General features: G+C 67.0%; 12 protein-coding genes. 6 read left to right on the forward strand and 6 right to left on the reverse strand.

What is annotated here, in order from left to right; genetic code table 11:
* The first annotated feature begins 17 nt into the window (after positions 1–17).
* Positions 18–383 (forward strand): response regulator transcription factor, encoded by a 366-nt coding sequence (locus AC1DZT_RS06315; RefSeq protein ID WP_478005761.1) that lies wholly within the window; start codon positions 18–20, stop codon positions 381–383.
* Between the two features lie 95 nt (positions 384–478).
* Here the strand turns inward: AC1DZT_RS06315 and AC1DZT_RS06320 are convergent, their stop codons facing one another.
* Positions 479–1,459 carry an alpha/beta fold hydrolase gene (locus AC1DZT_RS06320; protein WP_478005762.1) on the reverse strand — a complete coding sequence of 327 codons (981 nt, stop codon included), beginning with the start codon at positions 1,457–1,459 and terminating at the stop codon, positions 479–481.
* A gap of 460 nt (positions 1,460–1,919) precedes the next feature.
* On the opposite strand from AC1DZT_RS06320, the gene poxB reads away from it, so the two are divergent.
* The 3 genes from poxB (at position 1,920) to AC1DZT_RS06335 (ending at position 5,024) form a co-directional block, all read left to right on the forward strand.
* On the forward strand, positions 1,920–3,635 hold the full coding sequence (gene poxB / locus AC1DZT_RS06325) for a ubiquinone-dependent pyruvate dehydrogenase (RefSeq protein WP_478005763.1): 1,716 nt from the start codon (positions 1,920–1,922) through the stop codon (positions 3,633–3,635).
* Positions 3,636–3,699: 64 nt separating this feature from the next.
* Positions 3,700–4,059: a cupin domain-containing protein gene (locus tag AC1DZT_RS06330; protein WP_478005764.1), complete on the forward strand. Its 360-nt coding sequence runs from the start codon at positions 3,700–3,702 to the stop codon at positions 4,057–4,059.
* Between the two features lie 11 nt (positions 4,060–4,070).
* Positions 4,071–5,024 carry a glycosyltransferase gene (locus AC1DZT_RS06335; RefSeq protein WP_478005765.1) on the forward strand — a complete coding sequence of 318 codons (954 nt, stop codon included), beginning with the start codon at positions 4,071–4,073 and terminating at the stop codon, positions 5,022–5,024.
* On the opposite strand, the gene AC1DZT_RS06340 is transcribed toward AC1DZT_RS06335, so the two are convergent.
* On the reverse strand, positions 5,016–5,741 hold the full coding sequence (locus AC1DZT_RS06340; RefSeq protein ID WP_478005766.1) for a polysaccharide deacetylase family protein: 726 nt from the start codon (positions 5,739–5,741) through the stop codon (positions 5,016–5,018). The genes AC1DZT_RS06335 and AC1DZT_RS06340 overlap by 9 nt on opposite strands.
* On the reverse strand, positions 5,738–6,856 hold the full coding sequence (locus AC1DZT_RS06345) for a glycosyltransferase family 4 protein (RefSeq protein WP_478005767.1): 1,119 nt from the start codon (positions 6,854–6,856) through the stop codon (positions 5,738–5,740). Before AC1DZT_RS06345 ends, AC1DZT_RS06340 begins: the two co-directional genes overlap by 4 nt.
* A gap of 151 nt (positions 6,857–7,007) precedes the next feature.
* On the opposite strand from AC1DZT_RS06345, the gene AC1DZT_RS06350 reads away from it, so the two are divergent.
* Together AC1DZT_RS06350 and AC1DZT_RS06355 are read left to right on the forward strand one after the other, a co-directional pair.
* Complete coding sequence (locus AC1DZT_RS06350) at positions 7,008–8,336, forward strand: nucleotide sugar dehydrogenase (RefSeq protein ID WP_478005768.1); 1,329 nt, start codon at positions 7,008–7,010, stop codon at positions 8,334–8,336.
* A gap of 3 nt (positions 8,337–8,339) precedes the next feature.
* Positions 8,340–10,028: a metallophosphoesterase family protein gene (locus AC1DZT_RS06355; protein ID WP_478005769.1), complete on the forward strand. Its 1,689-nt coding sequence runs from the start codon at positions 8,340–8,342 to the stop codon at positions 10,026–10,028.
* Here AC1DZT_RS06355 and AC1DZT_RS06360 read toward each other — a convergent pair.
* The 3 genes from AC1DZT_RS06360 to AC1DZT_RS06370 all read right to left on the reverse strand — a co-directional run bounded on the left by AC1DZT_RS06360 (position 9,964) and on the right by AC1DZT_RS06370 (position 14,087).
* Entirely contained in the window at positions 9,964–11,667 is a 1,704-nt protein-coding gene (locus AC1DZT_RS06360; protein WP_478005770.1) for an adenylate/guanylate cyclase domain-containing protein, read from the reverse strand. The genes AC1DZT_RS06355 and AC1DZT_RS06360 overlap by 65 nt on opposite strands.
* 81 nt (positions 11,668–11,748) lie before the next feature.
* Entirely contained in the window at positions 11,749–13,113 is a 1,365-nt protein-coding gene (locus AC1DZT_RS06365) for an adenylate/guanylate cyclase domain-containing protein (protein ID WP_478005771.1), read from the reverse strand.
* 140 nt (positions 13,114–13,253) lie between these two features.
* A complete protein-coding gene (locus AC1DZT_RS06370; protein ID WP_478005772.1) occupies positions 13,254–14,087 on the reverse strand; it encodes an MBL fold metallo-hydrolase in 834 nt (277 codons plus the stop codon).
* Positions 14,088–14,101: the final 14 nt, after the last annotated feature.

Raw genomic sequence — 14,101 nt, forward strand, 5'->3', positions numbered from 1 at the left:
ACGCTCGGAGTCCCCAGATGTCCCATCCCCTGTTGATTGCGATCGTTGACGACGATCCCGGCGTCCGCGGCAGCGTCGATAGCCTGCTGCGTTCGGCCGGAATGGAGGGCCTGGGCTTTGCCACTGCGGAAGAGCTGCTGGACTACGACAATCACGAGGCCTTCGCCTGCATCGTCACCGATCTGCACATGCCGGGCCTGTCGGGCATCGAACTGCAGGAAGAGCTGACGCGGCGGCACTGGGAAAAACCCCTGATCCTGATGACCGCCTATCCGACGCCCGCCGCCCGGCACCGCGCCATGACCTGCGGCGCGCGCGATTTCCTCTCCAAGCCGATCGACCCCGACGCGCTTCTGGACGCGATCGAGGCGGCGACCAGCTAGGCCGCACCCGCCGCGCCCGGCGTGTTCCTAACACTGCAAATGCAAAAAGGGAGGGTGGACGCGATCCACCCTCCCTTTCCCTGTGCCGCTTCGGCTTACTTCTTGATGAAGGCCAGAAGGTCGGCGTTGATCACATCGGCATTGGTCGTCAGCATGCCGTGCGGATAGCCCTTGTAGATCTTGATCTCGCCCGCCTTCAGCAGCTTGATCTGCTTTTCGGCGGCATTCTTGTAGGGCACCACCTGATCGTCATCGCCCTGCAGCACCAGCGTCGGCACGGTGATCGCCTTCAGATCCTCGGTCTGGTCGGTTTCCGAAAAGGCCTTGATGCCTTCGTAATGCGACACGGCGCCGCCCATCATGCCCTGGCGCCACCAATTCTCGATCACCCCCTGGGAGACCTTCGCATCGGGGCGGTTGTAGCCGTAGAAGGGACCGGAGGCGAAATCGAGGAAGAACTGCGCCCGGTTGGCGGCCAGCGCCGCGCGGATGCCGTCGAAGACTTCCATCGGGATGCCATCCGGGTTGGCCTCGGTCTTCAGCATCAGCGGCGGCACGGCGCTGACCAGCACGGCCTTGGCAACCCGACCCTGCGGCTGGCCAAATTGCGCGACATAGCGGGCGACCTCGCCACCACCGGTGGAATGGCCGATGTGGACGGCATTCTTCAGGTCCAGATGTTCCGCCACGGCCGAGGCATCGGCGGCGTAATGGTCCATGTCATTGCCCATGTCGGTCTGGGTGGAGCGCCCGTGGCCCCGGCGGTCATGCGCCACGACGCGGTAGCCCTCGCCGAGGAAATACAGCATCTGCGTATCCCAATCATCCGAGGACAGCGGCCAGCCGTGGTGGAAGACGATCGGCTGCGCGTCCTTCGGACCCCAGTCCTTGTAGAAGATCTCGACATGGTCCTTGGTCTTCACGAACCCGCTGGACATTTCGTGATCCATGTTCTCGGGTTTCTTCTTGGGTTTGGTGTCGCCAAAGGCCTGACCGGCAAGGCAGGCCGAACCGGCGAGGGCCGCGGCGCTGCCGACAAAGGCGCGCCGGGTCAGCCAGAAATTCGGATCGGACATGGGTTTTCTCCGCCAGAGGTGTTCCAAGCCGCAGCGCGACCGGGCGGAGGATATGCTCCTCCAGACCCGGCCGACGCCGCCTTGGCTGACTCCTGTCTAGACAGGGGGCAGGCGCGGAAAAATCATACGAACGTGTGACGTGACAGGGGCGGGTGGAATTATCACCCTCGAAAGGCGGTGCCGGTGTCGCCTGATTCTGTCAGGCGCTGGCGCGTTGCACGCGCGCGGCGGTACGGTTCCCCTGCCCTGCAGCGCCACAAGGCTTCATCGGGGCAACACCTTCGTATGCTTTCCAAAGCCCGCCGAAGCCCGCAGCATCCGGTCGGAAGACAGCAGGCGCAGCAAGGACAGAGGATCATGACGCCAAGGCTTCGGACCCCGCTTTCGCATCCGCGAACTTGGCCCATGGCGCGCCCTTGCACCTGTGACATCACTCCATCCTGCAACTGAGGAAGCCACCATGAATATCTCCGCGCTGATTGCCGAAACCCTCGCCAATGCGGGCGTCAAGCGGATCTGGGGTGTGACCGGCGACAGCCTGAACGGGCTGAACGAGGCGCTGCGCGTCCAGAACCGGATCGACTGGATGATGACACGGCACGAAGAGGTCGCGGCCTTCGCCGCCGGGGCCGAGGCCGCCCTGACCGGCGAACTGGCCGTCTGCGCCGGCAGCTGCGGGCCGGGCAACCTGCATCTGATCAACGGGCTCTTCGACTGCCACCGCAACCATCAGCCGGTTCTGGCGATTGCGGCGCATATCCCCTCGTCAGAGATCGGCCTCGGCTATTTTCAGGAAACCCACCCGCAGGAGCTGTTCCGCGAGTGCAGCCATTTCGTCGAACTGGTCACCAACCCGGCCCAGATGCCCGAGGTTCTGCACCGCGCGATGCGGGCCGCGATCGGCAAGCGTGGCGTGGCGGTGATCGTGCTGCCCGGCGACGTGGCCCTGCAGGAGGCGCCTGCCGGGGCCTCCACCAGCTTCGCAGCCCCCGCCGTGCCGCGCATCCTGCCCGCCGCGGCGGAGATCGACAAGCTGGCCCGCCTCCTGAACGAGGCGCAGGCGGTGACCCTCCTCTGCGGCAGCGGCTGTGCCGGTCAGCATGATGCCGTGGTGGCGCTGGCCAGGAAGCTGCAGGCGCCGGTCGTCCATGCCCTGCGCGGCAAGGAACATATCGAATGGGACAATCCCTTTGACGTCGGCATGACCGGGCTGATCGGCTTCTCCTCGGGCTATCACGCGATGGAAAGCTGCGACACGCTGCTGGTTCTGGGCAGCGATTTTCCCTATCGCAACTTCTATCCCAAGGGCGCCCGGATCGTGCAGGTCGATATCGACCCGTCGCAGCTGGGCAAGCGCGCGCCGCTTGCGCTTGGCCTTGTCGGTGACGTGGGCGAGACGATTGCCGCCCTCCTGCCCAAGCTGGACGGGCAGGCCGACCCCGGGTTCCTCGATGCCGCCCGCGCCCATTATGCCAAGGCCCGCGCCGCGCTGGACGGGCTGGAACGGACAAGCGCGAAGGGCCAGCCGATCCACCCGCAGTACCTGGCCCATCTGGTCAGCAAGCTGGCCGCTGAGGATGCGGTGATTTCGGCCGATGTCGGCACGCCGACGGTTTGGGCGGCGCGGCACATCGCGGTCAATGGCCAAAGGCGGTTGCTGTTTTCGGCCAACCACGGCTCGATGGCCAATGCACTGGCGCAGGCTTTGGGTGCGCAGGCGGCGGCGCCGGGGCGTCAGGTGATCTCGCTGTCGGGGGATGGCGGGTTTTCGATGTCGATGGGCGATCTTCTGTCGCTGCGCCAGCTCAAGCTGCCGGTCAAGGTGGTGATCGTCGACAACAGCCAGTTGGGCTTTGTGGCACTGGAGCAAAAGGCCGGCGGCTTCCTGGACACCAATGTGCATTACGACAACCCCGATTTCGCCGCCATCGCCAGTGCTGCGGGGATCCTGGGCATCCGGGTCGAGGATGCCGATGATCTGGAAGCCGCCCTCACCCGCGCCTTTGCCCATGACGGTCCGGCCCTCGTGGCGGTGAAGACCGCGCCGCAGGAGCTGGTCATGCCACCGGCGATCAAGCTGTCGATGGCCAAGGGCTTCAGCCTCTTCATGCTGAAGGCCGTGCTCAGCGGGCGCGGGGACGAGATCCTGGAGCTGGCCCGGACCAATCTGCGCTGAGACCCTCGCCAAACTCCCGGCGGGGCGGCTATACCTGCCGGGCAATGGCCCCGCTGGAGACGACATGATCGACCTTTCCGTATTCACCGCGCTGTCGGGCATCGACCTTGGCGCCTTGGCCGACAAGCCGACCACGCTGAACCCCGGCCAGCAGGAGGCGGCCCATTCCCTCTGGACCTCGCCGGATGGGGCGCTGGACATCGGGCTTTGGGAATGCACGCCGGGGCGCTTTACCGCAGACCGTTCGGCTGCGGCGGAGTTCTGCTATTTCCTGGAAGGCAAGATCGTGATGACCCAGCTGGACGGCACCCGGCGCGAGCTGGGGCCGGGCGATGCGATCATGCTGCCGCGCGGCTGGAAGGGCACCTGGGAGATCGTGGAGCATACCCGCAAGATCTATGTCTTTCTGACCGATCCGGCCTGAGGGCGCGCAAGGTGGCGCCGCTGACCCCCAAGCAAAGGCTGAACGCCGGCATCGCCGAGGCCCGCGCCCTGACCGACCGGGGCGATCATGCCGGTGCCGAGGCGCTGCTTGCGGCACTGGCCGCCGACCCTGTGATCCGCGCCCTGCAGGCCCAGACCGCGCTGCACCTGCCGCGCCGCCTGCATGCCGCCTCTCTGCATCTGGCCAAGGCGCGGGGCGATGCGGTCGCCCGCGCCGGACTTCAGCTTCATCTGGTGCCCCCACCCGAGGTTCTGGCCCCGCTGTTCCGCTATTCCCTGGCCGAGGTGCAGGCGATGACGGCGGCCAGTCGCGCCCCGGTGCCGCAGATGATCCACCAGATCTGGATCGGCCGCCTGCCCGTGCCCCCTGGCGTGGCCGCCTGGCGCGACCACGCGGCGCGGCAGGGCTATGGCCACAAGCTCTGGCAAGAGGCCGAGCTTGCAGGGCTTGGTCTTGCCGACCAGCCGGTCTTTGCCGCGATGCTGCAGGCGGGGGATTATCCCGGCGCCGTCGATGTGGCGCGCTATGCCATCCTTGCGGCAGAGGGCGGGATCTACCTTGACTGCGACTGGTATCCGGCGCGGCAGGATATCGGCTTTCACGACCTGATGCCGCTGCAGGGCCTGACCGCGCTGGCCGAGGATGTGCCGCGCCTGACCGGGCTCGGCGGGCTTCTGCTTTACAATTCCTTCATCGCCTGCCCGCCGGGCCACCCCGCCCTCCTGCGTTTGCAGGCGCAATTGCCACGGGCGCTGGACCTCTTGCCCGAGGCGCCGGCCTGGTGGGCGACCGGCCCCCTCGTCTTCACCCTGGCGGCACGGGGCGGCGCGGTCAGCCTGGCGCCGCCCAGCCTGATCGCCGGCGCCCTGCCGAAAGAGGCGGACCCAGGCGCGGCGGGGCTGGAGGAAACCGGCGGCCTGCTGATCGCCTGGAAGTCATGGTGACCCGACAAGCCCCGGCAGATCGCGCCAGATGCAGCCGGGATGGCCGAGGGTCAGGGCAAAAAGCCGCTCCAGAAAGCCCCAGACCTGCGCGTCATGCACAAGGTGGTGGGTCAAAAGCCCCACAGGCGCATCGCTGCAGCTGATGGCGCGGGCCATCTCCTCCAGCAGCACGGCATCGGGCCGCCCGCCCCTGGTGCCGTGCCAGTCCATCACATCGACATGTGTGTTGAAAAGCGGCAGCGGGGCAGCGCCCTCGGGGCCGAAGACCGACAGCGCCTTGAAGCCAAGCGCGGGCAGCCCGGCCGTGACCTGCGGGCTGATCCGGTTCCACGGCGGCACCAGAACCGGGGTGAATTGCGCACCGTGAAGGCGGGAGAGATGGGCATGGCCCTGCGCCAGTTCGGCCAGAACCGCAGCGACCGGGCGGTGGGGGCCAAGCTCCTGCTTCTTCTCCGCAGGCGGGGCATGGTTCAGATGCGCCCAGCCATGCACGGCGACCGCGACGCCCGGCACCCCCGCCAGCCGGTCTGCCAGGTCCTGCCCCGTATGCGCCGGGATCACCGCCAGCGTCACCGGCACGGCGCCATCGCGGGTGAGGTCCAGAAGACGGTCCAGCGCCGGCGTGGGCTGCACCGTATCATCGTCGCGCCACCAAAGCCGGGCCGGGCGCCCGGAGGCGGCCCGCTGGTCCAGCGCGCGCAGCAGGCTGTCGGTCATGGCGTCTCTCCCATCGCCTGTTGCAGCAGGGCGTCCAACCGGGCCGAGGCCCCCGTCAGGCTATGGTCGCGCAAAACTCGGCTCCGCGCCGCCTGACCCATCCGGCGCTGCAAGGCGTCATCGGTCAAGAGCCTAGTGATCGCGGCGGCGGCAGCGGGATCATCCCCCGCCGGGGTCAGAAAGCCGGTGATGCCATCGGCCACCACCTCGGGCACGCCGGCCACGGCCTGGGCCACCACCGGCACGCCAGCCGCCTGCGCCTCGAGATAGGCCAGCCCGTAAGCCTCGCCGCAGCCGGGCCAGACATAGGTGCGGGCCCTGGCGAGGATCTCGGCGATCCGGGGGCGGTCCTGCTGGCCCAGCCAGCGCAGCCGCCCGGCCGGCAGTCCGGCAAACATCGCCTGCACCATGGGGCAGGAGGGCCCGTCGCCGATCACCGACAGATGCCAGTCCAGACCCTCGGGCAGCAGGGCGACCCAGGCCGCCAGCCGCTGATAGCTTTCCGCCTTGTCACCGGGCCGCATCATGGCCACGGTCACCAGATGGCCGGGCTGCGGTGCGGCGGGCGCGGCGAAGGGCGCCGTCTCGATGAAGGCGGGAAAGCGGGCGAGGCGGACCTGCGGCAGCTCCTCCCGCAGCCCCACCGCATCGCGCGCGGTCAGGCAGAGGTTCAGCCGCGCCCCGGCCACCGCCGCACGGACAAAGGCCTGCATCTCAGCCCAGATGCCGATATTGCGCCGCCGGGAATAAGAGGCCTCGACCGTCAGGTAAGGCAGGCCGAAGCGGCGCGACAGGTCCGGCCCCAGAAGATCCGGCGCCTTGTAATAGGGGTGATAGCAAAGCCAGAGATCCGGCGCCCCGTCCCTCTCCCAGTCCGCGGCGATCCGCGCCACCTCGGCCTTCGCCGCCACCTGCAGCCGCGCCCAACCGGCCTGATCCTGCGCATCGCCCAGAAAGGCACGCAGATCGGAGATGACCGTGACCTGATGCCCGGCCTCCTGCAGGCAGGCCATCAGCAGCTGCGACATCAGCCGATCGCCCGAGGGCACCGGATGGCCAGGCGCCTTCAAGGGGGCGTAAAGGGCGACCCGCAAGGGGCGCTCGGGTCGGGTCATGGGCGGGCCGTCCAGATGATTTTCACTCCACCGTCCCTAGTTACCCGCAATTTCACAAGTCAGCGACCCCCTTCCTCCGCCGTCCCGCATCCTTGACACATGGGCCGAACTGCCGCATCTCACCTTGAGATGCCAGCATGGCGGAGTGATCATGCCCCTGACTTCCCTGCGCGACCTCATCACCTCCCGTCAGGCCCGTGTCGGGGTCATCGGTCTGGGCTATGTCGGCCTGCCCCTGGCGATGGCGGCGGCGCAGGCCGGCTTTGCCGTCACCGGCTTTGACACCGACCCCGGCAAGATCACCGCGGTCGAAGCGCGCAAAAGCTATATCGAGGCGGTGACGGACGAGGTTCTGGCCCGGCAGGTGGCCGAGGGCCGCTTCACCGCCACTTCGGATTTCGCGCAGCTCGGGCTGTGCGACGTGATCGTGATCTGCGTTCCCACGCCCCTGACCCGGCACCGCGAGCCTGACCTGTCCTTCATCACCCGGACCTGCGACGACATCGCCAGGACCCTGCGCAAGGGCCAGTTGGTGGTTCTGGAATCCACCACCTATCCCGGCACGACCGACGGCCCGGTGAAGCGGATTCTGGAGGCGACGGGCCTGGTTTCGGGGCAGGATTTCTTCCTCGGCTTCTCGCCCGAACGCGAGGATCCGGGCAACCGCGCCTTTGACACCTCGACCATTCCCAAGGTGGTTGCGGGCGATGGCGAACTGGCGGGCCAGCTGGTGACGGCCTTTTACGGCGCCGTGGTCAAGACTGTGGTGCCGGTCTCCTCCACCGCGACGGCAGAGGCGGTGAAGCTGACCGAGAACATCTTCCGCGCCGTCAACATCGCCCTCGTGAACGAGCTGAAGGTGATCTACGAGGCGATGGGCGTCGATGTCTGGGAGGTGATCGAGGCCGCCAAGACCAAGCCTTTCGGATACATGCCCTTCTATCCCGGTCCGGGCCTTGGCGGGCATTGCATCCCGATCGACCCGTTCTACCTGACCTGGAAGGCGCGGGAATATGACATTCCGACCCGCTTCATCGAGCTTGCGGGCGAGATCAACGCCGCAATGCCGCGCCATGTCGTGGGCCGTCTGGCCGAGGCGCTGGACCAGAAACTGGGCCGCGCGCTCAGCCGGTCGAAGGTGCTGGTGATCGGGTTGGCCTACAAGAAGAACGTGCCCGACATCCGCGAAAGCCCCTCGCTGAAGCTGATCGAACTGATCGAGGAGCGGGGCGGTCAGGCCAGCTATCACGATCCTTTCGTGGCCGAGATCCCGAAGACAAGGGCCTACGGCGCGCTGAAGGGCCGCAAGTCGGTGAGCTTTGACGAGGCGATGATCCGCGGCTTTGACGCCGTGGTGATCGCGACCGACCATGACGTGCTGGACTATGCCGCCCTGGCCAAATGGTCCGAGCTGATCATCGACACCCGCAATGTCTTTGCCCGCCGGGGCATCGCTGCCGAGAACGTGGTCAAGGCCTGAGCCTTGGCGCATCGTCTGGCCATCATCGCCGATGCGCATTTCCATGATCCTGCCGGCGATTTCGGCGGCGCCGGGATCATGGTAGGCGGTCGGCGGCTGGCTTTGCGCAGCTGGGCCGACACACGCACCGGCGCCCGCGCCTTCAACGAGACGGTCGGCGCCCTGACTGCCGCGCTGGAAAGGGTCGCAGCGCTTGGCCTGCGCCATGTCGTGCTGGCGGGCGATTACACCGATGACGGGCAGGCCGAAAACACCCGCCGCCTCGCCGCCCTGCTGACCTCTTTCGAGGCGCGCCACGGCCTGCGCTTTTACGCAACCCCCGGCAACCATGACCTTTTCGGCCCGCTGGGCAAGGATGTGGCGATGCGTTTCCTCTCTGGCCCGGGGGAAACCGTGCTGGTGACCAGCAGCGCGGAAGAGGCCGAGGCGTCACCGGGCGCGATCCTGACCCCTGCGATGCGCTGCGAGGGGCAGCCTGCCGCGCTGCACCCGATGGCACGCTTTGGCTACTTCCGCCGGCCCGAGGATCTGCATTGGGAAAGCCCCTTCGGGCCGCAGGACGCGGTGGAGCATCGGACCTATCTGGCCCATGCCGCGGATGGTTCGGTCAGCCAGAGGCTGATGGACGCTTCCTATCTGGTCGAACCGGAGGCGGGGCTCTGGCTTCTGATGATCGACGCCAATGTCTTCGAACCGCGGCCCGGGCGGCTGGACCCCAGCCGCAAGAAGGCCTTCATCGGGCCTTCGGATGCGGGCTGGACGGCGCTGTTGCGGGTCAAACCCTTTCTGCTCGACTGGATCGGCGATGTGACGGCGCGGGCAAAGGCGCTGGGCAAAACGCTGGTCACCACCTCGCATTACCCGGTGCTGGACGCGTTTCAGGACGAGGCCGGGTCCGAGGAAGCCCTTTACGGCGCCACGGTCTATACCCGGCGCAGTCCCGCGCCGCAGGTCGGCCGGGCGCTGGTCGCGGCGGGGCTGCGCTGGCATCTGGGCGGCCATATGCATGTGAACGCGACCACAAGCCTGACCACGCCAGAGGGCAGCCTGACCGACCTCTCCCTGCCTTCGCTGGTGGCCTTCCCCCCGGCCTTCAAGGTGATCGCCGCGACACCGGAAACGCTGGCGGTGGAGACGGTCAGCCTGGCCGACCTGCCGCCCGACCCGGAGCTTGCCGCGCTCTACCACGCCGAGGGGCGGGATGGCCCGGCTGAAAGCTTCGGCGCCTTTCTGGCCAGCCAGCGGCGGGCGCAGCTGATCGCGCGGCAGTTGCCGAGAGACTGGCCGCCCGATGTTCTGGCGCGGGTGCAAGGCCGCGATGTGGGCTTTCTCCTCGACCTCGCCGGCGTGCAGCGCAGCGCCTTTGCCGCAAGGCACGGGCTTCGGGCAGAGGTGCTGGAGGACTGCGCGCTGATGGATCTGGTGGTTGACGCCAACATGATCCGGGTCGCAGGCCGCCTTGCCCTGCCTTGGGTGCCCGAGGACCGCCTGCCCCTCTACCGGGCGCTGGCCGCGGACCTGGGGGATGCGGGCGCCGATCCCGGCCAGGGCGCTGCGGCTTTCCTCGCGCGGTTCCTGTCGGTGCTTGGCGCCGCGCTGGAGCGGATGGCCAAAGAGGACAGCCGCCCTATGCCGGCTGCGGGTCCGGTTGCGGCAGACGGGTCGCATGGGCTGCGACCTCGATATCCATAGGCTCGCTCAGACCCCTGATCGTGACGGTATGGGCCACGGTCTTGTCCGTCGTCGGCAGGCCCGAAAGCCGCATCGCATAGGCCGAGACCGCCACCTGCACGCCCAGCTCCTTGGTCATCGCCTCCAGCCGGCTGGCGATGTTCACCGTCTCACCCAGCGCGGTCAGGCGGGCCACCGTCTCGGTCCGGTGCGCGGCGCCGATCCGGCCGAGGATGGCCTGGCCCGCATGGATGCCGATGCCCATGGCCAGGGGCGTGCGCAATTCGTCGCGCAGGCTCTGGTTCAGGCCGTCCATCACGCCGCCCATCGCCCGGGCCGCGGCGATGGCCTTGCGCGCGCCCTCTTCCGGCGTGCCATCCATGCCGAAGATCGCCATGATCCCGTCGCCCATGAACTTGTCGACAAAGCCGCCGCTGTCCTCGATCGCCTCGGCCATGCGGCCCAGGAACTGGTTCAGGATGAAGACCACGTCGAAGGACAGCCAGGCCTCCGACATCTTGGTGAAGCCGCGCAGGTCGCAGAAGAGGATCGTCACCTCGCGTTCCACGCCCCAGTGGTATTTGTCGAAGACCACCGCCTGACCCGGCTCCAGCCGGGCCGGAAGCAGGGTGGACACCGCCAGATCCGCCGTCGGGCGCAGCTGGCAGGCCAGCCGCACATTGGACGGCGCGCCGACCCGGCGCAGCACCAGCTGTTCCGCCTCGGAGGCGGGGGGCAGATCCTCCAGCCCTTCGACCACCCGCACCCGGCAGGTCGAACAGCGCGCCCGCCCGCCGCAGACCGAGGCATGCGGAATCCGGTTGGCGCGGCTGATCTCCAGGATGGTCAGGCCCCGCGCGGCAGAGACCTTGGAACCGCCGATATATTGCACCGTGATCCGCGAGGCCATCTTGTTGCCCAAGAGCAGCCCGAGCCAGACCAGCACCGCCAACGCCAGAAGGGCCGAGTAGGCATAAGACCAGGTGGCAAAGCTCTGATAGATCGAGCGGTATTGTTCGGGCGTGAAGGGGCTGGAATAGCCGCTCTGCAGCTTGCTCAACCTGCCGGCAGAGACGAAACCGGCATAGGCCAGCGTCGGCACCAGCACCGCCACGCCATAAACGGCCCAGAGGTTGCGACGGTACCAGGGCCTGGGTTGCAGCCACATATGGATGCCGATGCAGCCGTGAATCCAGACCACGGTGATCAAAAGCGCCAGCCGCACCCCCTCGCCCGGCCACATGGCCCAAAGCGCATAGGCATAGCTGTCGCGGATGCCGAAGAACTCGAAAACCCCGCGGGTGCCAAGGACATGGCGGATCAGAAGCATCGGGATCAGCAGGCCGCAGACGATCTGCGCCGCGCCGCGCAGGCCCAGCCGCCAGGTGCGCTGCCGGATGAAGCTCAGGGTGCCGAGGATGAAATGCACCAGCGCCGCCGTGCACAGAACCACGGTGCCGATCAGGCTGCGCGTGACCAGCAGGCGCAGATCCTGCCCGGCCTGCATCGCCTCCAGCGAGATCAGACCCAGCGCATGGTTGATCAGATGCGTCGCGGCGAAGGTGAACAGCACCAGGCCCGAGCCGAGGCGCAGCTGGGCCGTGCTGGGCCACCAGCGCAGCCTTGGCCGCCGTGAAACCTGTGGAATGCCGGTCGTCATGCCGCCCCCTCCGATGTCCCCTGCCGGGCGGGCCGGCAGGCTGGACGTTCCGGCACCAGATGTCCGGGCCAAAATCCGATCTCAGCCCAGAATAACAAGATCGACCGGATGAGAAATGCCCGTAACGCGAACCCCGTTCTGCCGCAAGGCTTCCGGATTGACATAGCCCTGCGCCTCCGCCGTCCGGAAGGTGTTGCCATCGGTCAGAATCCGCGTGCCCTGCGCCTTGTTGGCGCTTTCCAGCTTGGAGGCGAGGTTGACCGAATTGCCGATCACGGTGAATTCATAGCGCCCCTGCGAGCCGACGATGCCCACCGTCACATCGCCAGAGGCGACGGCCGAACCGGTCCGGAACCGGCCGGGCCAGCCCAGCGCGCTGAATTCCTCGGACTGCGCATCCAGCGCCGCGATCACCGCCTGGGCGGCGCGCAGGGCGTCGGCGGCAAAGGTCTCGCTGCTGTGGACCGCGCCGAAGGTGGCCAGGATGCCGTCCCCCATGAACTTGTCGATCCGGCCGTTGTGGCGTTCGACCTCGGTCAGGCTGATCCGCTGGTAATGGGCAAGGATGCGCATCACCGTCTCGGGCGGCAGGCCCAGCGCGATGGCGGTGAAGCTGCGCACGTCGATGAACATGATCGAGGCGGTCCGCGTCTCGCCCTGGCCCATGCCGGGCAGGTCGGCGGATTGGGTGATCAGATCGGCCACTTCGGGCGCGAAGAACTGGCTCAGATCCTCGGCCGCAGCATGGCTTTGAATGGCGATGACCAGCACCCGCCGCGCCCGGAACAGCGCGAAGGTCAGGATCAGCGTCACGCCGAGGATCGTCATGATCTTGTCGATCTCGGCCCCGATCAGCACGCTGTTCGAGGTCAGGTATTCCACATAATTCCGGGTGATCCGTGTATGCGCCATATCCGCGGTCAGCGCATAAAGCACCATGACCCCCCAGCCCGAGGCCGCGATCAGCCCCGCCATCAGCACATAGCGCGGATCGAAGCGCAGGGCGCGCAGCGCGATGAAGAAGAAGAGATAGGTCATCGTCGGCGACTTGAGCGAGAACTCCGCCGGCTGCTGGTACTGGATGTGGAAGGAGAAGATCATCCCGCACAGAAGGCCCACATCGACGACCATCGACAGGACCAGAAACCAGCCCGGAAGCACGGTGCGGTAGGACAGGACGACGCGGAACACGGTGAAAAGGAAATAGGCGGCCAGCGTCATCGGCACGAAGTTGAACCCGCTCGCCCCCTCGGCCCGGGGGGCCACGGCGTAAAGCAGCGCAAAAAAGCCGAGGATGCCCAGCTGCGCCCAGCCGATGGTCTGTTCGGCCATGGCCTCGCGGCGGTCAAGTTCTGCCACCACCCGCGCCGGCATGGCATCGCCGTAATGTCCGCCGGTCCAGACATAATACAAAATGTCGCGCAGCTTTGTGAAGACGGAGGACAAAGGCTTTCCCACCTTCCACGTCGGGGATCACAGCCCGGGCTGGCCCGGCAGGAGGCCTGCATTAGCTGGTTTTTTCAGGACGAAAAAGAGCTATTTGACGTGGGGGCAGCCGGGAGGAGCAGCCGTGCGCGAGGGCTGCGTCAGACGTCGATCACCTGAAAATCCCGCCCGCAGAAACAGGCCGGGAAGACGGCCTGCGCCTCGCGTTCGATCTGGGTCAGCTGGGCGTCGGTGCGGGTGGTGCTGTGGTGGATGAAGCCGACCCGCTTGGCCCCGGCGACCTCGGCCAGACGCAGGGCCTGCTGCCAGGTTGAATGGCCGAAGCCCTTGAACTTGACCATCTCGTCATCGACGAAATTGGCGTCGTAGAGGAACAGATCCACCCCGTCGATCAGGCGCAGCACCGCCGGGTCAAGCTTGCCCGGCTCGTGTTCGGTGTCGGTGATGATCGCCATGGAACGGCCGGCCCATTCGATGCGATAGCCCACCGCATTGCCCGGATGGTTCAGCATGTCGGTCCTGATGATCAGCCCGGGATGCGGGCTCAGCACATCGCCCACGGTGAAATTGCGGGTGTCGATATGGGCGCTGCAATAATCCGGGCCGATCGGGAAGAAGGGCGCGCGCATGAACTCCTTCAGGATCTGCTTGGTCGTCATTTCGGTGCCCATATGGCCCGACCACATCTGCAGGGTGGATTCCTTGCAATACATCGGCAGGAAGAAGGGCAGGCCGATGATATGGTCGTAATGGGTATGGGTGAAATAGAGGGTGACGTTCTTGCAGCCCTCGCCCCGCAAGGCGGCGCCAGCCGGCAAGGCGCCGCTGCCGGCATCGAACATCAGCACATGGTCGCCGCAGCGCAATTCGATGCAGGTCGTATTGCCGCCGAAGACCGCAAACTCCGGCCCGGTGGCGGGCAGACTGCCGCGCACCCCCCAGAGCTTGACGCGGAATTGCGGATTGGTCGTCATTGCGCGCACCGGTC

This window comes from Rhodobacter sp. P1_C2 (genome assembly GCF_056406375.1).

Coding starts and splice junctions, on each gene's coding strand:
- AC1DZT_RS06315 (WP_478005761.1), top strand. CDS start 18: ATGTCCCATCCCCTGTTGATTGCGATCGTTGACGACGATCCCGGCGTC.
- AC1DZT_RS06320 (WP_478005762.1), bottom strand. CDS start 1,459: ATGTCCGATCCGAATTTCTGGCTGACCCGGCGCGCCTTTGTCGGCAGC.
- poxB (WP_478005763.1), top strand. CDS start 1,920: ATGAATATCTCCGCGCTGATTGCCGAAACCCTCGCCAATGCGGGCGTC.
- AC1DZT_RS06330 (WP_478005764.1), top strand. CDS start 3,700: ATGATCGACCTTTCCGTATTCACCGCGCTGTCGGGCATCGACCTTGGC.
- AC1DZT_RS06340 (WP_478005766.1), bottom strand. CDS start 5,741: ATGACCGACAGCCTGCTGCGCGCGCTGGACCAGCGGGCCGCCTCCGGG.
- AC1DZT_RS06345 (WP_478005767.1), bottom strand. CDS start 6,856: ATGACCCGACCCGAGCGCCCCTTGCGGGTCGCCCTTTACGCCCCCTTG.
- AC1DZT_RS06350 (WP_478005768.1), top strand. CDS start 7,008: ATGCCCCTGACTTCCCTGCGCGACCTCATCACCTCCCGTCAGGCCCGT.
- AC1DZT_RS06360 (WP_478005770.1), bottom strand. CDS start 11,667: ATGACGACCGGCATTCCACAGGTTTCACGGCGGCCAAGGCTGCGCTGG.
- AC1DZT_RS06370 (WP_478005772.1), bottom strand. CDS start 14,087: ATGACGACCAATCCGCAATTCCGCGTCAAGCTCTGGGGGGTGCGCGGC.